Origin of the sequence: Actinoplanes sp. NPDC048988 (genome assembly GCF_043197815.1) — a bacterium.
Lineage (GTDB): Bacteria > Actinomycetota > Actinomycetes > Mycobacteriales > Micromonosporaceae > Actinoplanes.
Map to the genome: position 1 here is coordinate 236,725 of NZ_JBICTW010000005.1, position 25,745 is coordinate 262,469.

Annotated in this window: 28 protein-coding genes; 17 read left to right on the plus strand and 11 right to left on the minus strand. The window is 69.4% G+C overall.

Translation table 11 applies throughout. From position 1 onward, the window contains the following. Positions 1 to 50 precede the first annotated feature (50 nt). The 5 genes from ACGFJ7_RS19055 to ACGFJ7_RS19075 all read left to right on the plus strand — a co-directional run bounded on the left by ACGFJ7_RS19055 (position 51) and on the right by ACGFJ7_RS19075 (position 4,620). Complete coding sequence (locus tag ACGFJ7_RS19055; protein WP_360250688.1) at positions 51 to 1,223, plus strand: aldose epimerase family protein; 1,173 nt, start codon at positions 51 to 53, stop codon at positions 1,221 to 1,223. 50 nt (positions 1,224 to 1,273) lie between these two features. After that, positions 1,274 to 2,404: a substrate-binding domain-containing protein gene (locus tag ACGFJ7_RS19060; protein ID WP_392642866.1), complete on the plus strand. Its 1,131-nt coding sequence runs from the start codon at positions 1,274 to 1,276 to the stop codon at positions 2,402 to 2,404. Further along, on the plus strand, positions 2,397 to 3,365 hold the full coding sequence (locus ACGFJ7_RS19065) for an ABC transporter permease (protein ID WP_360250694.1): 969 nt from the start codon (positions 2,397 to 2,399) through the stop codon (positions 3,363 to 3,365). Before ACGFJ7_RS19060 ends, ACGFJ7_RS19065 begins: the two co-directional genes overlap by 8 nt. Then, positions 3,362 to 4,105, plus strand: a complete 744-nt coding sequence (locus tag ACGFJ7_RS19070; protein ID WP_360250697.1) for an ATP-binding cassette domain-containing protein — start codon at positions 3,362 to 3,364, stop codon at positions 4,103 to 4,105. The genes ACGFJ7_RS19065 and ACGFJ7_RS19070 overlap by 4 nt, the downstream gene beginning before the upstream one ends. Before the next feature lie 113 nt (positions 4,106 to 4,218). Beyond that, positions 4,219 to 4,620, plus strand: a complete 402-nt coding sequence (locus ACGFJ7_RS19075; protein WP_392642867.1) for an MmcQ/YjbR family DNA-binding protein — start codon at positions 4,219 to 4,221, stop codon at positions 4,618 to 4,620. On the opposite strand, the gene ACGFJ7_RS19080 is transcribed toward ACGFJ7_RS19075, so the two are convergent. Then, a complete protein-coding gene (locus tag ACGFJ7_RS19080) occupies positions 4,613 to 6,172 on the minus strand; it encodes an alpha-amylase family glycosyl hydrolase (protein WP_392642868.1) in 1,560 nt (519 codons plus the stop codon). The two genes, ACGFJ7_RS19075 and ACGFJ7_RS19080, sit on opposite strands and share 8 nt — an antisense overlap. 20 nt (positions 6,173 to 6,192) lie before the next feature. Beyond that, on the minus strand, positions 6,193 to 6,984 hold the full coding sequence (locus ACGFJ7_RS19085) for an SAM-dependent methyltransferase (RefSeq protein WP_360250706.1): 792 nt from the start codon (positions 6,982 to 6,984) through the stop codon (positions 6,193 to 6,195). 160 nt (positions 6,985 to 7,144) lie between these two features. Here ACGFJ7_RS19085 and ACGFJ7_RS19090 point away from each other — a divergent pair, with 160 nt between their 5' ends. From ACGFJ7_RS19090 to ACGFJ7_RS19105, 4 genes are all read left to right on the plus strand, one after another. Continuing rightward, positions 7,145 to 7,546, plus strand: coding sequence for a hypothetical protein (locus ACGFJ7_RS19090; protein ID WP_392642869.1), 402 nt, complete (start codon positions 7,145 to 7,147; stop codon positions 7,544 to 7,546). Between the two features lie 458 nt (positions 7,547 to 8,004). Continuing rightward, entirely contained in the window at positions 8,005 to 9,321 is a 1,317-nt protein-coding gene (locus ACGFJ7_RS19095) for a VanW family protein (RefSeq protein ID WP_360250711.1), read from the plus strand. 29 nt (positions 9,322 to 9,350) lie between these two features. Then, positions 9,351 to 10,739, plus strand: coding sequence for a PQQ-dependent sugar dehydrogenase (locus tag ACGFJ7_RS19100; protein ID WP_392642870.1), 1,389 nt, complete (start codon positions 9,351 to 9,353; stop codon positions 10,737 to 10,739). A gap of 35 nt (positions 10,740 to 10,774) precedes the next feature. Beyond that, positions 10,775 to 11,356, plus strand: a complete 582-nt coding sequence (locus tag ACGFJ7_RS19105; protein ID WP_360250717.1) for an NAD(P)H-dependent oxidoreductase — start codon at positions 10,775 to 10,777, stop codon at positions 11,354 to 11,356. Here the strand turns inward: ACGFJ7_RS19105 and ACGFJ7_RS19110 are convergent. The 3 genes from ACGFJ7_RS19110 to ACGFJ7_RS19120 all read right to left on the minus strand — a co-directional run bounded on the left by ACGFJ7_RS19110 (position 11,353) and on the right by ACGFJ7_RS19120 (position 13,441). Beyond that, complete coding sequence (locus ACGFJ7_RS19110; protein ID WP_360250720.1) at positions 11,353 to 11,964, minus strand: DUF2461 domain-containing protein; 612 nt, start codon at positions 11,962 to 11,964, stop codon at positions 11,353 to 11,355. The genes ACGFJ7_RS19105 and ACGFJ7_RS19110 overlap by 4 nt on opposite strands. Positions 11,965 to 11,976: 12 nt before the next feature. Then, on the minus strand, positions 11,977 to 12,387 hold the full coding sequence (locus ACGFJ7_RS19115; RefSeq protein WP_360250723.1) for a hypothetical protein: 411 nt from the start codon (positions 12,385 to 12,387) through the stop codon (positions 11,977 to 11,979). 154 nt (positions 12,388 to 12,541) lie between these two features. Continuing rightward, positions 12,542 to 13,441, minus strand: a complete 900-nt coding sequence (locus tag ACGFJ7_RS19120; RefSeq protein ID WP_392642871.1) for a M48 family metalloprotease — start codon at positions 13,439 to 13,441, stop codon at positions 12,542 to 12,544. A gap of 245 nt (positions 13,442 to 13,686) precedes the next feature. Between ACGFJ7_RS19120 and ACGFJ7_RS19125 the strand changes: the two genes are divergently transcribed. Continuing rightward, positions 13,687 to 15,150, plus strand: a complete 1,464-nt coding sequence (locus ACGFJ7_RS19125) for an arabinofuranosidase catalytic domain-containing protein (protein ID WP_360250729.1) — start codon at positions 13,687 to 13,689, stop codon at positions 15,148 to 15,150. Here ACGFJ7_RS19125 and ACGFJ7_RS19130 read toward each other — a convergent pair. Both ACGFJ7_RS19130 and ACGFJ7_RS19135 read right to left on the minus strand, forming a co-directional pair. Next, entirely contained in the window at positions 15,147 to 15,845 is a 699-nt protein-coding gene (locus ACGFJ7_RS19130; RefSeq protein ID WP_392642872.1) for an anti-sigma factor family protein, read from the minus strand. The two genes, ACGFJ7_RS19125 and ACGFJ7_RS19130, sit on opposite strands and share 4 nt — an antisense overlap. Positions 15,846 to 15,895: 50 nt before the next feature. Further along, a complete protein-coding gene (locus tag ACGFJ7_RS19135; RefSeq protein WP_392642873.1) occupies positions 15,896 to 16,843 on the minus strand; it encodes a DUF1996 domain-containing protein in 948 nt (315 codons plus the stop codon). Between the two features lie 135 nt (positions 16,844 to 16,978). Between ACGFJ7_RS19135 and ACGFJ7_RS19140 the strand changes: the two genes are divergently transcribed. Both ACGFJ7_RS19140 and ACGFJ7_RS19145 read left to right on the plus strand, forming a co-directional pair. Continuing rightward, positions 16,979 to 17,446, plus strand: a complete 468-nt coding sequence (locus ACGFJ7_RS19140; RefSeq protein WP_360250738.1) for a MarR family transcriptional regulator — start codon at positions 16,979 to 16,981, stop codon at positions 17,444 to 17,446. After that, positions 17,443 to 19,047 carry an MFS transporter gene (locus ACGFJ7_RS19145; protein ID WP_360250741.1) on the plus strand — a complete coding sequence of 535 codons (1,605 nt, stop codon included), beginning with the start codon at positions 17,443 to 17,445 and terminating at the stop codon, positions 19,045 to 19,047. Before ACGFJ7_RS19140 ends, ACGFJ7_RS19145 begins: the two co-directional genes overlap by 4 nt. A gap of 1 nt (position 19,048) precedes the next feature. Here ACGFJ7_RS19145 and ACGFJ7_RS19150 read toward each other — a convergent pair whose 3' ends face one another. From ACGFJ7_RS19150 to ACGFJ7_RS19160, 3 genes are all read right to left on the minus strand, one after another. Beyond that, positions 19,049 to 19,840, minus strand: a complete 792-nt coding sequence (locus ACGFJ7_RS19150; protein WP_360250744.1) for an SDR family oxidoreductase — start codon at positions 19,838 to 19,840, stop codon at positions 19,049 to 19,051. 167 nt (positions 19,841 to 20,007) lie between these two features. Continuing rightward, positions 20,008 to 20,439 carry a MarR family winged helix-turn-helix transcriptional regulator gene (locus ACGFJ7_RS19155; protein WP_392642874.1) on the minus strand — a complete coding sequence of 144 codons (432 nt, stop codon included), beginning with the start codon at positions 20,437 to 20,439 and terminating at the stop codon, positions 20,008 to 20,010. A 26-nt stretch (positions 20,440 to 20,465) separates the two neighbouring features. Then, on the minus strand, positions 20,466 to 20,879 hold the full coding sequence (locus ACGFJ7_RS19160; RefSeq protein ID WP_392642875.1) for a universal stress protein: 414 nt from the start codon (positions 20,877 to 20,879) through the stop codon (positions 20,466 to 20,468). A 71-nt stretch (positions 20,880 to 20,950) separates the two neighbouring features. Between ACGFJ7_RS19160 and ACGFJ7_RS19165 the strand changes: the two genes are divergently transcribed. The 5 genes from ACGFJ7_RS19165 (at position 20,951) to ACGFJ7_RS19185 (ending at position 25,173) form a co-directional block, all read left to right on the plus strand. Next, positions 20,951 to 21,559 carry a TetR/AcrR family transcriptional regulator gene (locus tag ACGFJ7_RS19165; protein ID WP_360250753.1) on the plus strand — a complete coding sequence of 203 codons (609 nt, stop codon included), beginning with the start codon at positions 20,951 to 20,953 and terminating at the stop codon, positions 21,557 to 21,559. Further along, positions 21,556 to 22,587: an MBL fold metallo-hydrolase gene (locus tag ACGFJ7_RS19170; RefSeq protein WP_392642876.1), complete on the plus strand. Its 1,032-nt coding sequence runs from the start codon at positions 21,556 to 21,558 to the stop codon at positions 22,585 to 22,587. Before ACGFJ7_RS19165 ends, ACGFJ7_RS19170 begins: the two co-directional genes overlap by 4 nt. 193 nt (positions 22,588 to 22,780) lie before the next feature. After that, positions 22,781 to 23,584 carry a hypothetical protein gene (locus ACGFJ7_RS19175; RefSeq protein ID WP_392642877.1) on the plus strand — a complete coding sequence of 268 codons (804 nt, stop codon included), beginning with the start codon at positions 22,781 to 22,783 and terminating at the stop codon, positions 23,582 to 23,584. Positions 23,585 to 23,610: 26 nt separating this feature from the next. Beyond that, positions 23,611 to 24,762, plus strand: coding sequence for a class I SAM-dependent methyltransferase (locus ACGFJ7_RS19180; protein ID WP_360250762.1), 1,152 nt, complete (start codon positions 23,611 to 23,613; stop codon positions 24,760 to 24,762). A 36-nt stretch (positions 24,763 to 24,798) separates the two neighbouring features. Next, positions 24,799 to 25,173 (plus strand): transposase, encoded by a 375-nt coding sequence (locus tag ACGFJ7_RS19185; RefSeq protein ID WP_392642878.1) that lies wholly within the window; start codon positions 24,799 to 24,801, stop codon positions 25,171 to 25,173. Positions 25,174 to 25,261: 88 nt separating this feature from the next. On the opposite strand, the gene ACGFJ7_RS19190 is transcribed toward ACGFJ7_RS19185, so the two are convergent. Further along, the gene (locus ACGFJ7_RS19190; protein ID WP_360250765.1) at positions 25,262 to 25,723 is read right to left on the minus strand and encodes a MarR family transcriptional regulator; all 462 of its coding nucleotides are present in this window, start codon (positions 25,721 to 25,723) and stop codon (positions 25,262 to 25,264) included. Positions 25,724 to 25,745: the final 22 nt, after the last annotated feature.

Genomic DNA, 25,745 nt, shown 5'->3' on the forward strand with positions numbered 1-25,745 from the left:
CCGCCACGCCCGTGGCGGCGTGGCGTCACGCCCGAAGGAACGAGGCACCAATGACAGCCACCGTCAAAATGCTCGTCCGCGCCGGGGCCGTGATGCTCCTGGGCGCGGGCCTCGGCTTGGCCGGGGCATCGTCGTCGCAGGCGGGCGGCAAGCCCACCATCAGCAAGGAGGCGTTCGGCAGCGTCGGCGGTCAAGCCGTCGACCGGTACACGCTGACGAACGGAGCTTTCCGGGTACGCATTCTCACGTACGGCGGAATCCTGCAGACCGTGGAGACACCGGACCGCCACGGCAAGCTGACCAACGTCACGCTGGGATTCAAGACGCTTGACGAGTACGTGACCTCGAAGAACCCCGCGTACTTCGGCGCTCTGATCGGCCGTTACGGCAACCGGATCGCCAAGGGCAAGTTCACCCTGGACGGCACGACGTACCAGCTCGCGATCAACAACGATCCGAACAGCCTGCACGGCGGCAACGTCGGCTTCGACAAGCGTGTCTGGAGCGCGACCCCCGTCAAGGGCGGCGACACCGTCGGACTGCGCCTGACCTACGTCAGCCCGAACGGCGAGGAGAACTACCCGGGGACCCTGCGCACCACCGTCACGTACACGATCACCCGTGACAGGGGCATCCGGATCGACTACCACGCGACCACGGACAAGGCCACGGTCGTGAACCTGACCAACCACGCGTACTGGAACCTCGGGGGCGAGGGCACCGGCACCATCGACGACCACAAGCTCCAGCTCAACGCGTCGCGCTACACGCCGGTCGACGCGACCCTGATCCCCACCGGCACGCTGGCCAGGGTCGCCGGCACGCCGATGGACTTCCGCCGGCCGACCCTGATCGGCGCGCGCAACCGCGGCGACTTCCAGCAGATCGTGTACGGGCGCGGATACGACCACAACTGGGTCCTCGACCGGCGCGACACCTCGTACCGCAAGCTGGAGACGGCGGCCAAGGTCAGCGACGCCGCGAGCGGCCGCACGCTGACGATCGCCACCACCGAGCCGGGCATCCAGTTCTACGGCGGCAATTTCCTGGACGGCACGCTCTACGGGACGAGCGGACGGTCGTACCGCCAGGGTGACGGCCTCGCGCTGGAGACGCAGCACTTCCCGGACTCACCCAACCACGCGAACTTCCCGTCGACCGTCCTGCGCCCCGGCCAGGTCCTGAAGTCGACCACGATCTACCAGTTCGGCACTTCCCGGTAGCACCCGATCCGCCCGTGCCCGAGGGATCGGGCACGGGCATGGAGGCTGACATGTCCACCATTCACCCGAAGGTCGAGAAGGCCGTCGAGACCCTGGATCTCCCCGCCACGACGCGTCGCCGGCTGCTGAAAGGCTCCGGGCTGTTCGGCGCGTCGCTCGCCGCCGGCGCCCTACTCAGCGCGTGCAGCGACGACAAGGCCGCGGCCTCCGGCGCCATCGGCAACTTCCCCGAGACCCCGAAATGGAAGTTCACCTTCGTCAATCACGTGACCACCAACCCCTTCTTCACTCCGACGCAGTACGGAATGGAGGACGCGGCCACCCTGCTCGGGCTGGAGAAACCGCAGTGGACCGGCTCGCAGAACTCGATCGTGGCCGAGATGGTGAACGCGACCAACACCGCGGTCAGCGCCAAGGTCGACGGCCTGGCGATAGCCGTGGTCGACAAGGACGCGTTCCGGGCGCCCGTCGATCAGGCGCTCGGCGCCGGCATTCCGGTGGTGTCCTACAACGCCGACGGGGCGCGGGGCGAACCGGGCACGAATCGTCTCGCGTACATCGGCCAAGGCCTTTACGAATCGGGCTATGCCCTGGGCCAGCGGGCGCTGCAGACGGTCACCTCGGGCGACGTGGTCGCGTTCATCGCCACACCCGGCGCGCTCAACATCCAGCCGCGCATCGACGGCTGCCAACAGGCCTTCAAGGACTCGGGCAAGGCGATCACCTTCACCTCGGTGGCGACCAACGCCGACGTCACCAAAGGCCTTTCGATCATTGACGCGTACGCCGTGGGGCACGCCGATCTGAGCGGCATGCTCGCCGTGGACGCGGGTTCCACGTCGGCGGTCGGGCAGGTGGCGAAGAAGTACAACATGCGGTCGAAGAGCCTGAAGGTCGCCGGCGGTTTCGACCTGATTCCGGAGACGCTGACCGGCATCGCCGAGGGCAGCCTCGATTACACGATCGACCAGCAGCCGTACCTGCAAGGGTTCTTGCCGGTCCTGTATCTCTACTTCTACAAGATCTCGGGCGGTTTGATGTCGCCGAGCGAGACGAACACCGGCCTGCTGTTCGTCACGAAAGACAACGTCGGTCCCTATCAGACGACCAAATCGAGGTACGAGGGATCGACGACCGACAAGGTCCTCGTGCCCCGGTCGGGGCCGATCGCGCATGGCTAGATTCGCCGACGCGTTCCTGCGCCGCCGCGAGGCGAGCGTGCTGCTGGTCGCCCTGGGGTTGATGGTCTACTTCCGGGCGGTCAGCGACGTCTTCCTGACCAAGGACAACATCATCAACATCGCCCAGGCCACGGCGCCCACCGCGATCGTCGCCGTGGGCATCGTCCTGCTGCTGGTCAGCGGCGAGATCGACCTGTCGGTGGGCATCGTGGCGGCGTTCGCCCCGTTCCTGCTGCACTTCGCGATCGACTTCTACCACGTGCCGGCGTTGCTCGCGTTCCTGATCGCGCTGGCCGTCTCGGCGGTCATCGGCCTGATCAACGGCCTGATCGTCACGAAGCTGCACGTGGCCTCGTTCGTGGTGACGCTGGGGACGTTCTTCGCGGTGCAGGGCCTGCTTCTGATCACCTCCCACGCGTACCCGGTGGCGATCCCCGCCGCGATGAAGGGCCGCTTGCAGACCTGGCTGGGCGCGGGACCCTGGGCGTCGATCATCTGGGCCCTGATCATCGTGGCGATCTTCCACGTGGTGCTGACCCGGACGCGGTGGGGCCTGCACACGATCTCGGTCGGCGGCAACCCGGTCGGCGCCACCGAGGCCGGCATCCGCGCCTCCCGCATCAAGATCGGCAACTTCATGATCACAAGCGCGCTGGGCGGCCTCGTCGGCATCATGGAGGCGGCCCGGATCAACACGATCGACCCCAACATCGGCGGCGGCACCACGCTCACCTTCTACGCGATCTCGGCCGCGGTGATCGGCGGCACGGCCCTGGCCGGCGGCTCGGGCACGGTCGCCGGCGCGTTCCTGGGCGCACTGGTGCTGGCCGAACTCCAGAACGGCTTCAACCTGATCGGCTACAGCGCCAACACGATCTACCTGATCCTCGGCCTGGCCATCCTGGCCTCGATGATCGCCAACCAGTACCTGTCCCGGCTGCGGCGAGCGGGGAGAACATGACCACGACAGCCCTGGAAGTAACCGGCATCGCCAAGCGCTTCGGCGCCCTGACCGCCCTGCGCGACGTCACCCTGCACGTGGACAAGGGCGAGGTCCTGGGCCTGATCGGCGACAACGGCGCCGGCAAATCCACCCTGATCAAAATCCTCTGCGGGTACCACCGCCCCGACGCCGGCGACATCGTCGTCGACGGCACTCCCGTGGTGCTCCGCTCGGTGGATCACGCCCGCTCCCTGGGCATCGACACGGTGTACCAGGACCTGGCCTTGATCAACGAGCTGTCCGTCTACCACAACATGTTCCTCAACCGGGAACTCGTCCGCTGGCCGTTGCTGAGCAACCGCACCATGCGCCGCCGAGCCTCCGAACACCTGAAGGACATGGGCGTCAACATCCCCGACGTCACCGTCGAGGTGGCCAAGCTCTCGGGCGGCCAGCGCCAGGCGATAGCGGTGGCCCGCTCGGTGTATTCGGACGCCAAGGTCCTGCTGCTGGACGAGCCCCTGGCCGCGATGGGCGCGAAGGAGGGCGCCCTCATCCTCGACCTGATCCGCGACCTGAAACGCCGAGGCACCGTCTCGGTCATCATCATCGCCCACAACTACGCCCAGGTCCTCGACGTCTGCGACCGCGTCAACCTCCTCCAGCACGGCCGCATAACTTTCGACAAACGAGCCACCGACACCTCATTGGAGGAACTGACCGACCTCGTCGTCGCGGAGTACCGCCGCCCTAGATGAGCCGCACCAGAGACCGCATGCTTCCCGGTCGCGCCGACGGTGTCATAGAGCGCCACTCGGCGCCGGTCGTTCCGCACGGACCCCGGGGCCCGGGTGGGTCTATCGTCGGGATCATGGCTGGTTCTTTCGATGTGCCGCCGGAGATTTTGGGGCGGCTGCGGGTGCTCTTTCGGGAGCTGCCCGAGGCATACGAGGAGCCGGCCTGGATCGGGGTCCGGTGGCGGATTCGGCAGCGGACGATCGGCCACGTCTACGTGCCCGATGTGGAGCGGTTCCCGGTTTACGCGCCATACCTGGCCGGGAGTGAGGAACCGGTCGTGATGACGTTTCGGGTGCCGCTCGATGATTTGGACGGGCTGGTCGCCGGGGGCTTTCCGTATTTTCGCGCGCCGTGGGGGCACAACGTCGCCGCGGCTGTGCTCGGTGAGCACAGCGACTGGGACGAAATCGCCGAGCTGGTCACCGAAAGCTACTGCCAGATGGCGCCGAAATATCTCGTCGCGCGACTCAGGTGAGCTCGAAAATTCCGTACCCGAAGCCCTCGACCTGGTCTTCCCCCACGCCTTGGGCCAGCAGAGCGGTGGCCGGGGGCAGGCTGAAAGGTGCGGGCTCGCGGCGGGGGTTGACGACGACGAGGTGGGTGCCGCCGCGTACATAAGCAAGGGGGTAGGTCTCGTTGAGGACCTCGGCGGTGGCGCGGGAACGCAGGGCCGGGGTCTTCTTGCGGAGGGCGATCAGGTCGCGGACCAGGGCGAGGGTGGCGTTCTGCTGGGCGACCGTCGGGCGATTCGGGTCGGGGTCGATGGGGAGGTAAAGCTTCGACGGGTCGGCCGTGGAGAAACCGGCGTTGGGGGTGTCGTCCCATTGCATGGGGGTGCGGCAACCCGCGCGGTTGTAGAGGGGGTTGCATACGGCGCCCTCGACGTCGGGCATGTCCGGCAGGTAACGCATGCCGATCTCGTCGCCGTAGTACAGGCATGGGATGTTGCCCCACGTGAAAAGGAACGTCAGGGCGGCGCCCAATTGCTCGGCGGTGCGCGGGCCGCAGCAGAGGCGGTCGAAGTCGTGGTCGGCGGTGCTCATGATGATGGGGCGCCGCGGGTCGGTTTCGCGGGCCTTGTGCCAGGCGGTCAGGAACGTACGCGTGCTGCCCTTGCCCTCGGCGTCGAAAAAGGGGTCGCGTGGGGGCTGGAAAGGCAGGATACCGGCGGCCTGATTGTCGAAGAGGCTGGCGTGCTCCTCCTTGATCACCAGGAAGAAGTCAGCGTCGAAGGCCAATTGCTTTCCGGTACGGGGTTCCACGCCCTCCGGAATCAGAATGGCGTCCGGATAGGCGGCGGCCATCCAATCCCTGATCTCGCGCCAGATGTCGGTGGACGCCCGTACCCCTTCGGTGATCTTGTAGTCCTTGACCAGCGAGAACGCCATGTCGACGCGGAAACCGGAGACGCCCCGGGAGAGCCAGAACTCGATGATGTCGCGCAGCGCCCGCCGGTTGCGCAGCGGGCCGGGGGCGTCGACCGGATCGCCGCCGTCGCCGGCGATCCACCCGAAGTTGAGGGCGGGCTGCTCGTCGTAGAAGTTCTTCAGATACCAGCCGGGGCGCGGGCCGGGCGACGGCACCCAGGCCGGAATGCCGGGAATGTCGACGGTCCAGCCCTCGGCCGGCGGTTCGGACCGCCAGATGTAGCGGTCACCCGCGGGGTCGGGGCCGTCGGCGGCCAGTTCACGCTGGAACCAGGGATGCTCGATCGAGGTGTGGCCGGCGACCAGGTCGAGGATGACCCGAATGTTCCGCTCGCGGGCTTCCCGGACAAGCTCGGCCATGTCCTCGTTCGTGCCGTAGCGGGGCGCGATCCGCAGGTAGTCGGCGACGTCGTACCCGGCGTCGACGAACGGCGACGCGAAGCACGGGTTGAACCAGATGGCGTCCACCCCGAGCGACGCGATGTGGTCGAGCTTGCCGATCACGCCGCGCAGGTCGCCGACCCCGTCACCGTCCGAGTCGGCGAACGACTGCGGGTAGATCTCGTACAGGACGGCGTCGGCCAGCCAGTTCTCGCGCATCCCGCCAGGCTATGCCCTGGTCACGGCTTCCGCGCGACGCCGCCGAAGTGCGGCACCGGGCCGGTGGCGTCGTCGGGGCGCCACTGGGAGCAGCTGACCACGCCCGGCTCGACGAGCTCGAGGTCGCCGAAGAGGGCGCGGACCTGGTCGGCGCTGCGCAGGACCATCGGAGCGGACGGGCCCTCGTTCCAGAACCGCAGCGCCTCCTCCATGGTCTCGCCGTTGATCTCGTTGGTCGGGTGCGAGATCGCCAGGTAGCTGCCGGACGGCACCGCGTCGACGAGCCGGGCCACGAGCGCGGCCGCCTCGGCGTCGTCCGGGATGAAGTTCAGGATGCCCAGCATGGTGATCGCCACCGGCTGACCGAGGTCGAGCGTGCGGCGTGCGCCCTCGATGATCGCGTCCGGCTCGCGCAGGTCGGCCTGCAGGTAGTCGGTGCTCCCCCGCGGATCGCTGGTCAGCAGCACCTGGGCGTGGGCGAGCACGAGCGGGTCGTTGTCCACATACACGATCCGGCTTTCCGGCGCGACCCGCTGAGCCACCTCGTGGGTGTTCTCGGCCGTCGGGATCCCCGTCCCGACATCCAGGAACTGCCGGACGCCGGCCTCACCGGCCAGCCACCGCACGACGCGGCCGAGATAGGCCCGGTCGGCCCGGGCCGACGCCACCATCTCCGGCACCATGGCCAGAATCTGGTCGGCCACGGCCCGGTCGGCCGCGAAGTTGTCCTTGCCGCCCAGCCAGTAGTTCCAGAGACGCGCCGAGTGCGGCACACCGGTGTCGAGCTTCCCCGCTCCATCCACATCGGACATGGCGGCCAGCGTAGCCCACCACCGTCACCCTCGGTAGCCTCGACCCGTGCCCGACGAACGGTTCTCGGCGAACCCGGCCCGGCTCGACCAGTGACAGGCGGTCGCGTTCGCGGCGTCCTGCGTCGAAGTACTCTTCCCCGCCTACGCACGCTTCGCAGAGATGGAGCAGGCCGGCGAAAGCCCGTTCGTCCGATCGACGCTCGACACCGTCCGGGCGCGCCCCGCGAACAGCGCGGGCCTCGCGAACAGCGCGGGCCTCGCCAACAGCGCGGGCCTCGCCAACAGCGCGCGCCTCGCCAACAGCGCGCGCCTCGCCAACAGCGCGCGCCTCGCCAACAGCGCGCGCCTCGCCAACAGCACGGACCTCGCGGACAGCGCGCGCCTCGCGGACGGGAGAAATGGGGCACTTCCGGCTGGCGACGAGGTGCTTCGGCTGCTGCCGCGGGAAGAGGACTGGAACGACTGGACGGCTCAGGCCGAGAACGCCATCGGCGCCTTGCGCATAACGCTCGACCTTCTGCGCGGCCGAGGATCTGTGGCGGAGGCGGCCTACCCGGCGTAAGCAGCCGCGGATGAGCTCGCCAACCGCTAAAGGGACGGCGCAGCAGATACGCCAGCCGCCGAAGAGGACGACCCGGCGGACGAGTCAGCCGCCCCCAGGAAAACGATGCGGCGGACGAGTCGGCCGCCGAGGAAACGACGCGGCGGATGAGTCGACCGCCAAGGAAACGACGCGGCGGATGAGTCGACCGCCAAGGAAACGACGCGGCGGATGAGTCGGCCGCCGAGGAAAAGGATGCGGCGGATGAGTCGGCCGTCGAGAGGGAGGTCAGAGGAAGCGGTGCGGCCTCTGTTTGCGGGGCGCCCGAGGGCGCGGAGTTGGCTCGGGCGATTCGGGACGAAGCACGTAAGTGGGTGCCGGGTGGTACAGAAGCGCCCGGCTGAGGGTTCTTGGGGTGCTCGTCACAAGCAGTCGATCTACTGATGCGGTTACTTGACCTTTCAAGTCATGATCCACTCATGAGTATGCCCACGGTGCCCGAGGATCAGCGCTGGACCGGGTCGGCGGTGGTGCCGACGCGGCCGCCCCGGCGTCATTGGCGATGGGTGCTGGGCGTTGTCGCGGCGCTGGTCGTGATCGCTGTGGGGCTGGGGGTCGCGTTCATACGGATGTCACCGGCGGTGGCTGACGAGACGTACGTGGCGGGAATTGCCGTTGGTGGTCTTGATGACGCGCAGCTGACCAGCAAACTCGACGGCGCCGTGCGGCAGAAGATCGAGCGGCCGATCACCGTCGAGGTGGGTGACGACGAGCGGTTCGCCGTCAATCCGGCCGAGGCCGGCATCAAGCTCGACGTGGACGCCACCCGCGACGACGTGGAGATGACGCGGCTGCGGCTGCCGGGCAGCAAGTCGCGGCACGACGTGACGCCGGTCATCACCGTTGACGAGAGCGCGGCCAAGAAGGCGCTCGACGCCAAGGTGAAGCCGTTCAACAAGCAGCCGCGCGACGCCTCGGTCAAGCTGGCCCCGCCGCCGACCGTGATCGACGGCAAGGGCGATTTGTCGTACGAGGCCTCCACCAAGGGCGTGACCCTCGACAAAGGCGAGCCCGGGCGCGGGGTGGACACCAGCGACGCGGTGAAGAGGCTCGTGAAGACGGTCCGTGACGGCGGAACGACGCTGAAACTGAGCGTGACGACGTTGAAGCCGGGGAACGCCAACCCCAAGCTGGCCGGGGTCGACCAGCTCATCGGCACCTTCACCACGTACCACCCGTGTTGTGCGCCGCGCGTGACCAACATCCACCGGATCGCCGAGCTCATCGACAACACCGTGGTGCCGGCCGGCGGGACGTTCTCGCTCAACGACGCGGCCGGGGAACGGACCAAGGCGAACGGCTTCGTGGCGGCGCCCGCGATCGTCGACGGCGAGCTCGAGGACCAGCTCGGCGGCGGGGTCTCGCAGTTCTCGACCACGCTGTTCAACGCGGCCTGGTTCGCCGGGCTCGACATCGAGAAGCACCAGCCGCACTCGCTCTACATCAGCCGCTATCCCCCGGGCCGTGAGGCGACCCTGGACTGGCGCTCGATCGACAACGTGATCAAGAACGACACGGACGCGCCGTTCGTCATCCGGGCCCGGACCACCGGCACGTCGGTGACGGTCGGCATCTACGGGCACACCGGCGACCGCGAGGTCTCGTCGGTGACCGGGCCGCGCCAGCCGCGCGGCGACAAGGGCGGCTTCCGGGTGTCGGTGACCCGCACGATCAACCAGGACGGCTCGGTCAAGGGCAAGAACACGATCAGCTGGACGTATCAGGGCCTGGACTGATCCCGTCGGCAGTGGGTAGAAATGTGCCGATGAAGACGATGACGCGCGCGGTGGTGGCCGGATCCCTGGCGCTCTCCCTGGCCGGGTGCAGCTCATCGTCCGGAACAGATCCGGCAAATACGAAATCGGCGGAGGCGAGCGGGTCGGAGGCGGGCGCCGCCGAGGCGAGCGCGCAGGCGAGCGCGCAGGCGAGCGCGCAGGCGAGCGGGGCGGGCCCGGGCGGCGCGGGTCCGGGCGGTACGACGGCGGCGAAGGCGATCCCCCTGGTGGCCACACCAGTCCAGGGCGGGAACGGCGAAGCGCCGTTCAACGAGAACCGCGAGCTGAAAGCGCCCCAGGGCTGGACCGTGAGCGTCTACGCCCGCGTCCCGAGCGCCCGCCTGCTCGCCTTCACCCCGGACGGCAAGCTGCTCGTCTCCCGGCCCAAGTACGGCGACGTCCTGTCGGTGAGCCAGGGCGCGCAGACCACCCTCCTGCGCGGCCTCAACCAGCCGCACGGCCTGGCCTTCCGCGGCGACACCCTCTACGTCGCCGAGAGCGACCAGGTCACTTCCTACGCGTACGCCGGCGGCCGCGCCACCGGGAAGCGGGTCGTGGCCGGCGGCCTCCCCGACGCGAAGAGCCCCGAGCTGCGCGGCGCCTACTCGCACGCGCTCAAGAGCGTCGCCCTGGGGCAGGACGGTGCCGTCTACATCTCCATCGGCTCCACCGGCAACGTCTCGGCCGAGGACCGCGACGCCTCCCCCGAGCGCGCCTCCATCGTGCGGGTGCCGCCCGGCGGCGGACCGCCGGCCACCTTCGCGCGCGGCGTCCGCAACGGCACCGGCCTGGCCGTCGCCCCCGACGGCTCCGTCTGGACCGCCGTGAACAACCGGGACAACATCGCCTACCCGTACGAGGGTGAGAACCAGGGGAAGGTCTTCACGTCGTACGTCAATGACCATCCCCTGGAACCGCTGGCCCGGCTGACCCAGGGCCGCGAGCTGGGCTGGCCCTACTGCAATCCCGACCCCGATCTGAAGACGCCCAGCTACACGAACCGGCCGTTCGTGCGGGACTTCCAGATGAACCCGGACGGGAGCAAGCTCGACTGCGCCCAGCTGCGGCCGGTCGAGCAAGGCATGGGTGCGCACTCCGCTCCGCTGGGCCTGGCCTTCGGCGAGGCCGGCTCGCTCGGACCGGGTGCGCTGGTCGGCATCCACGGCTCCTGGAACCGGCAGCCGCCGCGTGAGCCCGAGGTCTCGTTCTTCGCCTGGCGCGACAACACGCTCGGTCCCCAGCAGACGATCCTGACCGGCTTCCAGGCCGGTGACGGGTCGCGGTGGGGACGGCCGGTCGCGGCCGTCGCCGGTCCGGACAAGGCGCTGTACGTCAGTGACGACAAGGCCGGGGCCATCTACCGCGTGACCACATCCTGAGTTTGCCGCGACCCCGATCGGGCACCTGAGGGCGCATGCGAGCTCTGGTGCTGGGTTGTTCCCTGAAGTCGTCCGAGGACGAGTCGAGCAGTGAGCTGCTGGGCCGGGAGGTACTGGCCGCCCTGGCCGACCACGACGTGGAGGGCGAGGTCCTGCGCGTCGTCGACCTGGGCGTCAAGTTCGGCGTCAGCGTGGACGAGGGCGCGGGTGACGGCTGGCCCGGCGTACGGGAAAAGCTGCTGAATGCCCAGATTTTGATCCTGGCCACGCCGATCTGGATGGGTCAGCCGTCGAGCGTGGCCAAGATGGTGCTCGAGCGGCTGGACGCGGAGATCTCCGGAACTTCCATGTACGGCAAGGTCGCGGCGGTGGCGGTGGTCGGCAACGAGGACGGCGCCCACCACGTGACGGCCGAGGTGCTGCAGGCGCTGAACGACGTCGGCTTCACGATTCCCGCGGGCGCGTCCACCTACTGGGTGGGCGAGGCCATGGGCAAGGTCGACTACAAGGACGCCGGCCCGAAGCCGGACACGACGGGCGCCGCTACCAAGACCCTCGCGGCGAACGTGGCCCACGTCGCGCGCCTGCTGGCCGACTCCCCGTATCCGTCCTCTTAACGAACGTTTCCGTCCAGCCATGAACGCAAGGGCTCGCTGGCGCGGAAGAAGCCGACGACGCGCTTCTTGGCGGCGGGCGTGCCGAGCCAGGGCGCGGGCTCCCAGTCCTGCCACGTGGAGAGGCCCTTGTGGCGCAGGAGCTCGACGCGCGGGTGGTCCTTCGGATAGCCGCGTGGGGCCGTCTTGAGGCTGTCGTGGCCGGCGACGCCGACCTTGAGATCAGCGATGATCTTCGCGAGCTCGGGGCCGGTCAGGTCGTTGGCCACGGCCCGGCGGTAACGGTCGAGCTGCTCGGCCTCCATGTGGTAGATCCCCGAGCCGGCGGCCAGGCCGTCCGCCGAGAGCTGCACATAGCCGCCGAACTCCAGCCAGGCGCCGAGATGCGTCTTGTACGGGGTCTTGTCCGTGCTGAAGCGCACGTCCCGGTACGGCCGGAAGATCTTGCCGGGACCGAACTCCGGTTCGAGTTCGTCCAGCAACGCCTGCATGGGCCCGCGCACCTGCTGCTCGTAGAACTCCAGGTGCGCGGTCCAGTACGTCTTCGAGTTGTCGGCGCTCAGCCCCTCGTAGAACTCGAGCGCCTCACTCGGCCAGCCGTGGAAACTCACGGCCCCAGTTTTTCACTGAAGGATGCGCGCCTTGTAGTTGGGCGCGGTGGTGGTGCCGACAGCTTCGAAACCGACCGGCAGCGGCGTGGTGGTCGAGCCGATGTTCGTCAGGGCCGCGCCGCCCGACGGGTTCACGTTGAAGCCCTTGTGGCTCACGTTGTAGAGACCGAAGAGCCAGACCTTGTACGTGCCGGAGTCGACCAGCACGCTGTCGGTCCAGCACTGGCCCTGGGGCACCTGGGTGAGCTTGATCGAGCTGCCGGTGCTCGTCACCACCTTGGCGTACGCGGTGTAGTTGCCGTGGGCACACACCTGAATCTTCGCGCGGAGCGTGGCCGGGGCGGCGCCGGCCGGCGAGGCGGCGAGCGCGCCGCCGAGCAGGGCGGCGGCCACGCCGATCGAGGCGGTGAGGGTTGTTCGCATGCCCCGTTACAACGCGGCCGAGGCGGCAGAGTTCACCGCGCGGCGAAGAGGGCGGCGTTCATCACGCGGCCGCTTCACCGCGCGGGCGGCTTCAGCCGGCGCGGCTTCGGTGGGCGGCGGCTTCAGCGGGCGGCGGCTTCAGCGGGCGGCGGCTTCAGCGGGCGGCGCTGATGAACAGCTCGATCAGGTCGAGGGTGGCCTCGCCGGTCCAGATGACGGAGGCGAGGGCCAGGGCCACCGGCAGCGCGTACAGGACGCGCGGCGCCCGGCCCGTGCTCGGCTGCAGCAGGCGGGCCACCCGGCGCGGAACGACGCCGCCGGCCGCCGCCGCGTGCAGGTGGGCCGGAGTGCGCGGGGCGACACCGGCCAGGGCCGCCGCCCCGATCGCCCGGGCCACCACGGTGCGGCTGCCCAGCTCGGCCGCGGCCCGCTCGTCGGCCGCCCGCTCGATCAGGTAGTCGACGTGCCGGCCGACCCACCACAGCGCCGGGTGGGCCGCCACCGCCAGGTCGGCCGCCCGGGCCAGCCGGTGGTGCCGCTCGGCGAGGTGTGCGTTCTCGTGCGCGAGCAGCGCCTCGAACTGCCGGTCGGTGAGCGCGTCCCGCATACCGGTCGTGACCACGATCCGCCCCGGCCGCCCGGGCACGGCGAACGCCCGCGCCTCGTCGTCGTCGACCATGACCAGCCCACCGGCGGTGTCACCGGCCGGGATCATCGCCAGCACCCGGCGGTGGCGCCGGAGCCGCCAGACCAGGGCGATCACGGCGTACGCCAGCAGCGCGATGCTCAGCCACGGCACGAACGGCACCCGCTCGGTGTCCTGGTAGAAGACCCGGGTCGACCATCCGAACGCGCGGCCGACGACCGGAATCTCGGCCACGGCGTGCAGCGCGAACAGCACCAGGTTGAACGTGCTGGCCGCCGCCACGGCGAGCGCCGACCAGGCCACGGCCCGCGCGGCCGCCAACGGCGCGAGCCGGTCGGCCAGCCAGCGCACCGCCAGCACCACGAGCGGTGGCACCACGATCACGGACCAGAGGAAGTGGTCCAGCATGACTCTCTCCCCCTTCGCCGGCTCACCCGACTGTACGAGAGAGCCGGTCAGGCAGCCACTGCCGGGAACGTGAGGTGGAGGTCACCGCCGCAGCTCGTCAACCGTCGACTCGCATGCCGTTGATCTTTCCAGGTGACCCGGTATTGACATGCGTGAATTAAAGGCGTAAACCCTTGTTAACGTTCACAGCCGCGTGACTCCCCAGGTGGCGAGAGCTGCTTCGCGCGTACGCGAAAGGGGATCCCATGAAACTGTGGCGAACGGCGGCGGTGCTGCTGCTGACGGCCGGCGGGCTGGTGGCCGGTGGCGGCGCGGCCAGCGCGGCCGGGACCGGGCCGTGTGACATCTATGCCGGCGGGGGCACGCCTTGCGTGGCCGCGCACAGCACGACGCGGGCGCTGTTCGGGTCGTACGGCGGGTCGCTCTATCAGGTGCGGCGGTGGTCGGACGGCGCCACCTCGAACATCGGGGTGCTCAGCGCCGGCGGCTACGCCAACGCCGCCGCGCAGGACTCCTTCTGCTCGGGCACCTACTGCACGATCGTGCGCATCTACGACCAGACCACGCGGCACAACGACCTCACCATCGCGCCCGGCGGCGGGGCCAACCCGACCGCCGACCAGGGCGCCAACGCGGCCGCCCTGCCCGTGACGGCCGGTGGGCACAAGGTGTACGGCGTCTACATCTCGGCCGGCAACGGCTACCGCAACAACGCCACCAACGGCATCGCCACCGGCAGCGCGCCCGAGGGCATGTACATGGTCACCGAGGGCACCCACGTCAACGACCGGTGCTGCTTCGACTACGGCAACGCCGAGACCAACAACATGGACACCGGCAACGGCGACATGGACGCCATCTACTTCGGCAACCTGTGCTGGTTCTCGCCCTGCTCGGCCGGTCCGCGGGTCGCCGCCGACCTGGAGAACGGCCTGTTCGCCGGCGGCAACGGGTCGTGGACGGCCAACACCGGGCGCAACAGCGCCTTCGTCACGGCGGTTCTCAAGAACAACGGCACTTCGACGTACGCCATCAAGGACGGCAACGCGCAGTCGGGCGGCCTGAAGACGCAGTACAACGGGGCGCTGCCGACGCAGTCCGGATACCGCCCGATGACCAAGCAGGGCGCGATCATCCTGGGCATCGGCGGCGACAACAGCAACGGGTCGGTCGGCTCGTTCTTCGAGGGTGTCATGACCAGCGGCTATCCCTCGGACGCGACCGAGAACTCCGTACAGGCCAACATCGTCGCCGTCGGTTACGGCAAGAGCGTCACGTTCCCGGTCAACGGGGCCGCTTACCGCCTGACCAACCTGGCCGCCGGCAAGGTGCTCGACGCGGTCGACTGCGGCACCGCGAACGGCACCGGCGTGCAGGTGTGGCAGTCGCTGGGCAACACGTGCCAGCAGTGGCGTTTCACCAACGTGGGCGCCAACAAGTGGACGATCACCAACGTCAACAGCGGCAAGGTGCTCGACGCCGTGAACTGCGGCCAGGCCCTGGGCACGGCGGTCAACCTGTGGCAGCCGCTCGGCAACACGTGTCAGCAGTGGGCGGTCATCCCGGCCGGCAACGGCCGTTACGAGCTGGTCGTGGAGAACAGCGGCATGGTCCTCGACGACCAGAACTGCGGCACCGCGAACGGCACGAAGGCCCAGCTCTGGATGTGGCTCAACAACACCTGCCAGCTCTGGGCCATCGCGCCTTAGAGGTTCACGCTGGCGAACCGCTTCCCGGACGTGTTGACCACCCGTACGGCCTGAACCGAAGCGGGATCGATCAGCGCGCTGCCGTTGAGGGTCGTGCCGCCGGCCTCACCGGCCGGCGACACGATCCAGCTGCCGGCCTGGACGGCGTACCCGTCCTTGGCCACGACCTCGAGAACGCATCGCTCACCGGCCGGAATACCGGACACCGCGGCCGTGACCCGCACCCAGCCGGGCGCGGGCGCCACGGCCGCGGTGATCCGGGCCCCGGTGGCGGGGTCCACCGACGTCCCGGTCCGCGTCCCCGGAACGTCGGTGGGGAGAACGGACGGGATCGGCGGTTGCGCGACCGGGGCGTCCGGGGCCGTGAGGCGACCGGCGAGCACCCCGCCGCCGATGATCGCGACCGCCACGACCGCGGCGGCCGACGCCATCAGCGCCGTGGACCGGCGGCGCTGCCCGGCGGATTCCTGACGTACCTGACGCAGCGTGCGCTGGAGCAGAAGGTCACCGCCGTCGGGCGGTCCCTCCATCAGCATGGCCTCGGGCACCGCGGCCAGCGCCGTCTGCCAGTCCCGCAGCGATTCGACCTCGTCGCGGCACTGGCCACAACCGGACAAATGTCGTTCAACGTCCCGGCGCTGCTCCGGGCCGAGCGTATCGACGAGATAGCCGGCGAGATCGACGTGCTCGCTCATGTTTCACCTCCCTGCGGACGCTAGAGACACGACGTGCCGACGGTGCCGGTTCATCCTGATCTCGAACCGGTGGTGCCGTCGCACGCCTGTCCCGCGTTCAGGCAGGTCACGACGCGTTTCATCAGGTCGTCGGGCATGAGGTTGACCATGAAGCCGTGGTCGGTGAGCGGGCTGCGGCGCTGCCCGTCGAAGGCGTCGATGCGGTAACGGCGGCCGGCCGGCACGGCGTACGTCATCGAGATCTTGAGGTGTGGCACCGCGAACGTGCCGGCCGGGCAGCCGCCGCCCGCCGCCGGGAAGACCACCTGCTGCCGATGGTTGGCGCTGTCCAGCTGGCGCCCGTCCCAGCAGCTCGGGAAATCGAAGATCCTGACCACCTCGGCGCCGTCGTCGCAGATCGGGTACTTCATGGTCGTCCGGTCCGGCGTGTTCGAGCAAGACCATTCCGAGCGGGCGGAACCATTTTTATTGGTGTACGCGTACGCGTCGCCCACGGCCGCGACGAGCAGGCGCGGCATCGCCACGACCGGTCCGCGCGGATTGCCCAGGTAGGTCAGGGTCAGCGACGTCGGCACCAGCGCCGGCCCGTGGTGCTCCTTCGTCGTGCCGAGCCGCAGCACCGGCCAGTAGTACGTGGACGCGTCCCCGTTCGTACAGCTGGTGGACTGGCCGGGAAGATCCTCCAGGCGGGAGTCGGCGCGGACGCCGAGGTTGCCGACGAAGTCGTGCTCGTGGTGGGCCGGACCGGCGACGCCCGGCGAGACGACCGGATTGCCGGTGTTGCGGTGGCCGTTCTGGTTGCGGCCGCAATCCCAGGTGTACGAGCCGGTGGACGCTCCCTCGACCGGCTTCACCGCCGCCGGCACGCGCGCGGCGTCCGACATGGACGTGTAGAAGGCGCGGTCATCACCTCGTACACCCCAATAAGCCACCGAGGCCCCCAGAACGACCGTCGCCAGCACGGCCTCGACCGTGAGCCAGGGCCGTCCCATCGACATCCCTCTACGGTACGCAGCGCGCCGCCATGGTCACTGTCCGATGCAGAACTTTCTCGATGAGAAAACTTGCACGCTGAGCACGTATTGAGGAAACTTGTCTGTGGCATTCATCGAATCCTCAGAAAGGCACGGGCCATGGACGGCGCCACGCAGGCGGTAGCCGAACGCCTGCAGCAACTGCTCAAGGTCACCCGGCTGTTGAAACACCAGCGGTCGGCGGAACGGCCGGCGGTCCCGGCCGGACTGGTCGGCCTGCTCGCCCAGATCGACCGGGCCGCCACCGGCTGCCACGCCCGCGAGCTGGCCATCCACGCCGCGCTCGACCCGTCGACGATCAGCCGGGCCGTGGCCACCCTCGTCAGCGACGGCCTGGTCGCCCGCGAGCCCGACCCGCACGACGGGCGGGCCAGCGTCCTGGTCGTGACCGAGAAGGGTCACGCCGCGATGGCCGAGGCCATGAGCTGGTACGGCCGCCGGATCGAGCAGGCCCTGGCCGACTGGACCCCCGACGAGATCGCGACGTTCAGCCACGGACTCGACCGCTTCACCCAGGCGCTCGGCGGCGCCACCACCTCGCACGTCACCACGGAGGCCGCGGCATGACCACAGCACCACCCGCACCGTCGAACCACCGGCAGACCCTGGAAGCCCTCAGCGGCCTGCTGCTGGTGCTGTTCGTCGCCATGCTCAGCAGCACGGTCGTCTCGACCGCGCTGCCGAAGATCATCGGCTCGCTCAACGGGTCGCAGACCCAGTACACCTGGGTCGTCACGGCCACCCTGCTCACGGCCACGGCCACCACGCCCATCTGGGGCAAGCTGGCCGACCTGTTCAGCAAGAAACTGCTGATCCAGCTCTCCATCGTCATCTTCGTGGCCGGCTCGGTGGTGGCCGGCTTCAGCCAGTCGGCCGGCGCGCTGATCGGCGCCCGCGCCTTCCAGGGCATCGGCGTCGGCGGCCTGCAGGCGCTGGTCCAGGTGGCGATCGCCGCGATGATCCCGCCGCGCGAGCGCGGCCGCTACAACGGTTACCTCGGTGGCGTCATGGCCCTGGCCACCGTCGGCGGCCCGCTGCTGGGCGGCCTGATCGTCGACACGTCCTGGCTGGGCTGGCGCTGGTGCTTCTTCATCGGCGTCCCGGTCGCGGTCGTCGCGCTGATCCTGCTCCAGTTCACCCTGAACCTGCCGGTCCTGCGCCGCGAGAACGTGAAGATCGACTACCTGGGCGCCTTCCTCATCGCGGCCGGAGTCAGCCTGCTGCTCGTCTGGATCTCCTTCGTGGACGACTCGTTCGCCTGGCTCTCGTGGCAGACGTACACCATGGTCGGCGGCACCATCGTGCTGCTCGCCCTGGCCGTGCTGGTCGAGTCGCGCGCCAAGGAACCGATCGTGCCGCTGCCGATCATCAAGGAGCGCAACACGGCCCTGGCCATCGTGGCCAGCCTCGCCGTCGGCATGGCCATGTTCGGCGGCGCCGTCTTCCTCGGCCAGTACTTCCAGATCGGCCGCGGCTACAGCCCGACCGAGGCCGGCCTGCTGACCATCCCGCTGATGGCCGGCGTGCTCGTCACCTCGATCATCTCGGGCCGCCTCATCACCGCCAGCGGCAAGATCAAGCCGTACATCGTGGCCGGCGCGATCGCCCTGGTCGGCGGCTTCGCGGTGCTGTCGCCGATCGACCACGAGACCCCGCTGTGGTACATGGGCGTCGGCATGTTCCTGGTCGGCGCGGGCGTCGGCATGAGCATGCAGAACCTGGTGCTGGCGGTGCAGAACAGCGTCTCGCTCAAGGACATCGGCGCGGCCAGCTCGACGGTGGCGTTCTTCCGCTCCCTGGGCGGCACGATCGGCGTCTCGGTCCTGGGCGCCGTCCTGGCCCGCCGGGTGGCCGACCAGATCACGTCGGGCCTCACGGCGGCCGGCATCCCGGCCACCGGCGGCGGCGACGCAAGCAGCAGCCTGAACCTGGCCGCCCTGCCCGAGCCGATCGTGCGCATCGTCCGCGCCGCCTACGGCGACGCCACCGGCCACATCTTCCTGATCTCGGCCGTCATCGGCGTCGTCGGCATCATCGCCGCCCTGGCCCTGCGCCCGGTCATGCTCCGCACCAGCATCGACCTGCCGGACGAGCTGAAGTCGGCCGCGGTGGCCGCCGACGCCGCCGACGGCTCGGGTCTCGACATCGCCCGCACCCCCGGTCGTTAGTTCACAGGACGGTGGTGAGCACGCCACCGTCGACGCGCATGGATGACCCGTTGATCGCGGACGCGACCGGACTGGCCAGGAAGGTCACCGCGTCCGCGATCTCGGCCGGCTCGATGAAACGCCCCAGCAGCGACGTCGGGTTGGCGCCGATGATCGCCGCTTTCATCTGCTCCTCGGGAATCCCCTGACTGCCGGCCAGCCCCTGAACGGTGGCGGCGACGCCGTCGGAGTAGGTGGGCCCGCCGAGCACCGAGTTGACGGTCACGGCGGTGCCCTTGGTGAGCTTCGCGAGCCCGTTACCGACAGCAAGCACGGCCGTCTTGGAAGCGCCGTAGTGAATCATGTCAGCCGGCACGTCGACCCCCGACTCGCTGCTGACGAACAAGACCCGTCCCCACCCCCGCTCGATCATGGCGGGCAGGAGCCGCCGGGCCAGCCGAACCCCGCTGAGCACATTCACCTCGTGGTACAGCCGCCAGTCGTCGTCGGAGATGAGCGCGAAGGGCTTGAGCTCGAAAAGCCCGACATTGTTGACCAGAATGTCGACGCGCGGAAGCCGGTCGCACAGCCGCTCGACATCCGCGGCCACCGCGAAGTCGGCGGCGACCCCGCTGACGGCCACCCCCGGCACTTCGGCGCGCAGAGTTTCGACGGCCTTGTCCAGCTTCCCCGGATCGCGCCCGTTGAGAATCACGTCGACGCCCTCCCCCGCCAGGGCCTTGGCGGTGGCGTAGCCGATGCCTTGACTGGATCCACTGACAAAAGCAGTCTTACCGGCAAGCCGCAGGTCCATACGTCCTCCTCGAGACAGGCCACCACCAGCGGCGGCTCATTCGAGTTCGAGGTTGCCGCGACCGAATGAGCATCCGATGAGCAGCCCGACGGCCAGAGCCGGTCGCTCCGCTGAGCCGCGACCGGCTCCGCCGTCGACTCCGGCCTGGAGTTCGTGGTCGATCGCGGTCAGAAGCGGTGGGTCGACTCGGCCAGGCGGGTCAGGGCGGGCAGTGCCTGGACGATGGCGTCGCGGTCGGGCTTGTCCAAGTCGTCGAAGAGCTTGTCGATCGTGGCGGCGTAGTGGGCGTGGGTGCGTTCGACGAGGGCGCGGCCGGCGGTGGTGGTCTCGACCAGGACGCCGCGACCGTCGGTCGGGTCGGGGAGGCGCTTGAGCAGGCCCGACCGTTCCATGCGGCCGACCAGCTGGGTCATGCCGGGCTGGGAGGCCCGCTCCTGGCGGGCCAGGTCGGTCAGGCGGATGGGGCCCTCGCGGCCCAGCCGCCGCAGGACCGAGAGCGCCACGGGGCTGGGATTGTCCGGGCCCTCGAGCTGGCGCAGGAAGCGAACCAGCTGACCGAGCACCGGCAGTAACTGGGATCCGCGGCTGGTGGTTTCCATAATGACATTATGCATGCCGTGTCGAGTCAGGGGACGACGGTGACCGGCCAATGCCCGCAGCGGACGAGCTTGACCGCGAGCGACCCGGCGATGCGATGCAGCACCTTAGCCGATTTGCCCACGATGACGGCGTCGGCCCTGGCCTCCTTGGCGGCGGCGATCAGTTCGGCGTACGGCTCGCCCGTACGGACCATGAAGCTCGCCTCGACACCCAGGCCGGGCAAATGGGAACGCAACTCGCGCTCGATCTCGTCCTGCGCCTCGAACGCGGTGGCCGCGGCGGCGCCGCTGTCGTCGCCGAGCGGGATCATCGTCGGCGGGCCCTTGCGCACGTACACCGCGATGAGCCGGCAGCGCTGCCGGCGGGCCAGGCCGGCCGCGTAGGCGGCGGCACGCAGGGACGACGTCGAGCCGTCGACGCCGACCAGGATCGCACTCATGGCAACTCCCGTTCACACTTGCGGGCAAGGTTATCCTGACGGAAACCGTTCAGCAATGGACCTGGAGAGACGTGGCCACTTCACCTTCGCCGGGCCGCCCCCGCGACCCGGAGGTCGACCGCCGGATCGCCCGGGCCGCGCTCGACGTCTTCGGCGACACCGGCTGGGCCGGCTTCGCCATGGAGACCGTCGCCCGCCGCGCCGGAGTCGGCAAGGCCTCGCTCTACCTGCGGTGGAGCAGCAAGCAGGCGCTGCTGACGGACGCCCTCGGCGAGGGCCTGCCCCGGATCAGCGACGTCGACACCGGCACCCTGCACGGTGACCTGGTCGAGCTGGCCACTCAGATGCTCGGCCTGTACGCCGGGCCGTCGAGCCGGGCCGCGCTGCGCCTGTCGGTCGAGGCCGGTTCCATCCCCGGCGTCGCCGAGCAGTACGAGGCCCTGCGGCAGGCCCAGATCCTGGCCGCCCGGGCCATCGTGCGGCGCGGCATCGCCCGCGGCGAACTGCCGGCCGCGGCCTCGGTCACGCTGCTGCTCGAGACGCTGACGGGCGGGGCCATGATGCACGCGCTGACCACCCCACCGGACCGGCGCGCGGAGCTCGCGGACGACACGGCGGCGCACGCCCGCCGGCTGGTCGACTTCCTGATGCACTCGGTCACCGCCGGGGCCGGCGCGTGATCGTCACCGGAACCGCCCAGCACCGGGCGTGGCAGCAGCGCGTCCTTCCGCCGGTCGAGCAGGTGCGCCCCGGCCTGTGGTCGATCCCCGTGCCGATCCCGGACAACCCGCTGCGCTACACGATCAGCTACGCCTTCACCGGCGAGGACGACGGCGTCCTGCTGGTCGACCCCGGCTGGGACTCCCCCGCGGGCCGCGCCGCGCTGGCCTCGGGACTGTCGGCGGCGGGCGCCGCGGTCGGTGACGTCGCCGGCGTCGTGGTCACCCACGTCCACCCCGATCATCACGGGCTCAGCGGCTGGCTGCGTGATCAGGGGGCCTGGATCGGCATGCACCCGGCCGAGGCGGCCACTTTGCCGAGCCGGCTGTGGAGCGGCCGACGGCCCGAGCAGGACCGGGCGTGGCTGCGGCGCCACGGCGTCCCGGCCGCCGACGTCTCCGGGCTGGTCGTCAGCCCGGAGCGCATGCGGGGACTGCTGTCGATGGCCGAGCCGGACCGGGTGATCGAGGACGGCGACCTGCTGCCGCTGACCCGTCGTTCGGTGCGGGCGGTGTGGACGCCCGGGCACACGCCGGGCCACCTGTGCCTGCACGACGCGGCCGCCGGCGTCCTGCTCACCGGCGACCACCTGCTCCCCCGGATCAGCCCGACGGTCGCGGTGCACCCGGCGAACGAGGGCGACCCCCTGACCCCGTACCTGGAATCGCTCGAACAGACCGGGAAGTTCGCCGCCGAGGAGGCCCTGCCGGCGCACGAATACCGGTTCCGCGGCATCGACGCCCGGGCCACCGCGATGATCGGCCACCATGGCGACCGCAACCGGGAGATCCTGCGCGCCCTCGACGACCAGGGCGCGGCCACCGCCTGGGAGATCGCGGCCGCGCTCACCTGGTCGCGGGGCTGGGACAGCCTGCGCGGCCTGATGCGCCGCATGGCCCTGGGCGAGACGCTGGCCCACCTGCACCACCTGGAGACCGTCGGCGCCGTCCGCCGAGGCGACGAGGAGCCGACGAGATGGGCCCGGTGATTTGTGCGTTTGTGCGGCGAGTACTAGACACGCGGGCCTAGCCCTTCCGTCTCCGTGAAGGCGGTGCGACGGTGCGTGATTGCACGAAAATCGCGTATCCGGGATGACCTGCGGAATTGCATTTCGAGGTGATCAGAAAAGGCGTCCTGGCTAGTCAAGTGCGCCTATTGACCCGGCGTGCATGATGTTTGGCGTGGCAACGGAATCGCGTGTGGGGCGACGACGCCGGGCGGCCCCGATGGACTATGACAGCCGGCCGGTGAATCCGCGTGACTTCATACCCGTGGCGGCCCGGCCGTCACATGCCGCGCCGGTTTATCCGGGCGATCTTCCCGAGCGCGGTGAGGCCATTCAGGCGCTTACCCGGGAGGTGCTGATCCGGCGGTCGCTCGAGGTGTCGCCGACCGCCTTCATCACGATCATCAGCATCATCCAGGGCGTGGCGCTGGGACTGCTCGCCGAGAACGCCTTCGACCGGCCGGGACTGCTCGTCGCCGTACAGGCCGTCACCATGCTCCTCGTTCTGGTCACGGTTTTCTATTTTTACTTGACTATCAGCATTCTGTTGCGCTGGGCCCCCTCCTTCCTCGACTGCCTGTTGCCGTTCGGGATCGCCGGGATGGAGATCCCGGGCGCGTTCTTTCTCGGCAATGTGCACGCCTGGAATTTGTGGCTCGGCGCGTTCTGGTTCGGCACCTTCATCGGTTTGTGGATCACCAAGAAATGGTCGCCGCCGTCGCACTTCGGGACCGAGGTCGACGCCCATCGCACGCTGCACGACATGTTGCACGAGTTGCGGCTGACCGCCGGTACGGGCGCGCTCGCCGTCGGCTGGTGCGGGCTGTTCGCTCTGCTGATGCCGGCCGGTCAGCTCTTCTGGGGATTGCTGGGAGCCGGGATGGTGCTGGCCACGGTGACCATGGTGGTCGCGCGCACCGAGCTGCGGTCCTCGCAGATCCACGCGCACTACGGCGTCAATCGGCCACCGTTCAATTGAGACGGAAATCGTGTAATGATCGCGGCATGAGGCGGCGAGGCATAGCCGACGTCATCGGCCGGCGTTACGACGAGTTCTTCCGCGAGCGCACCCCCGTACCGTTCGAGGTCGTGGACCGCGACGGCACCACCCACAGGTTCGGCGCCGGCGGCGACGCGCCCCCGCGCTACACGGTCATCGTGCGCGACGACAAGGGCCGCGACGCGCTGACCTCCCTCGACCAGCTCCAGGTCGCGCTGGCGTACCTGCGAGGTCATCTCGACGTCGACGGTGATCTGGCCGCCGCGCTGAGCATGCGCGAGTTCTTCTCCGACATCCACCCGGTCGCCTTCCTCGGGCGCTGGATGCCGTCGCTGTGGCACGGCAAGACGGAGCACGACAACCGGGCCATCGCCCAGCACTACGACGAGGACTCCGAGTTCTTCCTGACCTTCCTCGACACCCGGCACCGCTGCTACACGCAGGGTGTCTTCGCCGCCGACGACGAACCGCTCGAGGAGGCGGTGACCCGCAAGCTGGACCTCGCGCTCGACGCCATCCAGGTCAAGCCGGGCGACCGGGTGCTGGAGGTGGGCGGCGGCTGGGGCGCGTTCTCGGAGCACGCGGCCCGGCGCGGCATCGACGTCACGACCGTCACCCTGGCGGCCGAGTCGGAACGCTTCCTCAAGGACCTGTTCGACCGCGAGCAGTTGCCGGTCACCGTGGTCCGCGAGCACATCCTGCGCTACCAGAACGACCGCCCCTTCGACGCCATCGTCAACATGGGCGTCACGGAACACCTTCCGGACTACCGAGCGACCCTTCAGACGTACGCCCGCCTGTTGCGCCCCGAGGGCAGGGTCTATCTCGACGCTCTGGCGATGCGGCGCAAACACACTGCTTCGACCTTCTTCAAGCAGTACGTCTACCCGGGCCGTTCCGCGCCGCTGCTGCTGCACTCGTACCTCCGGCACGTCGCGCATTCGCCCTTCGAGCTGCTCACGGTCGAGGACGACCGGCACAACTACTTCCTGACGTGCCGGGCCTGGGCCCAGCGCCTGGACGCCCGACGCGAGGAGATCGTGGCCCGCTGGGGCGACGAGCTCTACCGCCGCTTCCGCATCTTCCTGTGGGGCTCGGCCTCCGGTTTCGACACCCGCCTCGTGCAGGCCTACCGCTGGACGTTACGGCTGACTTAGGGAGTGTTTGGAATGTTGATTGTTCGTTGAGCATGCGTGGCGCGTGGTGACCTGACGAACGATCGATGGGCTCAGCTCGAGGCTGTGCTGCCCGAGCTGCGGATGGGACGTCCGCCGAGGGACCGGCGCACGGTGATCAACGCGATCCGGTGGCGGGTGCATACCGGATCGCCGTGGCGTGACATGCCCGAGCGATATGGACCTTGGGACTTTCAGAAATGGCCTGCGCGCAAGGCCAGCGTCCGCTGTCGATGCTGGTCACTGCCGGGCAGGCCGGTGACAGTCCGCAGTTCGGTGCGTGGCATCAGTCGACTCCAGCGGCACCGAGCCGTCGCCACTCGCTACGACAAGCTCGCCGTTCGCTACCTCGCCACCGTCCGCACAGCCGCTATCGGCGAATGGCTCCGATGACTTCCCAAACACTCCCTGGCCGCGGGTGACGTGGCCCGGGTCCGCCCGGCGGCTGGCCGATGCGGGAGTGCCGGGGGTTCACGCCGCGTCAGGGTCGAGCCTGGTCGAGGTGGGCGCGCAGCGCGGCGGCGATCTCGGCGGCCGCGGCGATCTGCGCGGGGGTCAGGGCGTCGACGAAGAGCTCGCGGACAGCCTTCAGGTGGGGGACGGTGGCGGCGTCGAAGGCTTCGGTGCCGGCGGCGGTCGGCCGCACGAAAGCGCCTCGGTTGTCGGTGGCGCAGTCCTCCCGCTGGATCAGCCCGCGGCGCTCCATCCGGCCCAGGTGATGGGAGAGGCGGCTGCGTTCCCAGCCGATGTGGGCGGCGAGGTCCGAGGAGCGCATCTCCGACATTTCACTGAGGGCCAGCATGACCGCATAGTCGCCCGGCGAGAGTCCCGTCTCGTCGTGCAGCCTTCCACCCACACGCGAGCGGAGCGCCTCGGTGGTCTCGATGAAGTCGCGCCACGCGGCGAGTTGGTCCCGGGTGGGGAGCCTGCGGGTGCCGGGCATAAACCTGGACCTCCTGTAGTTG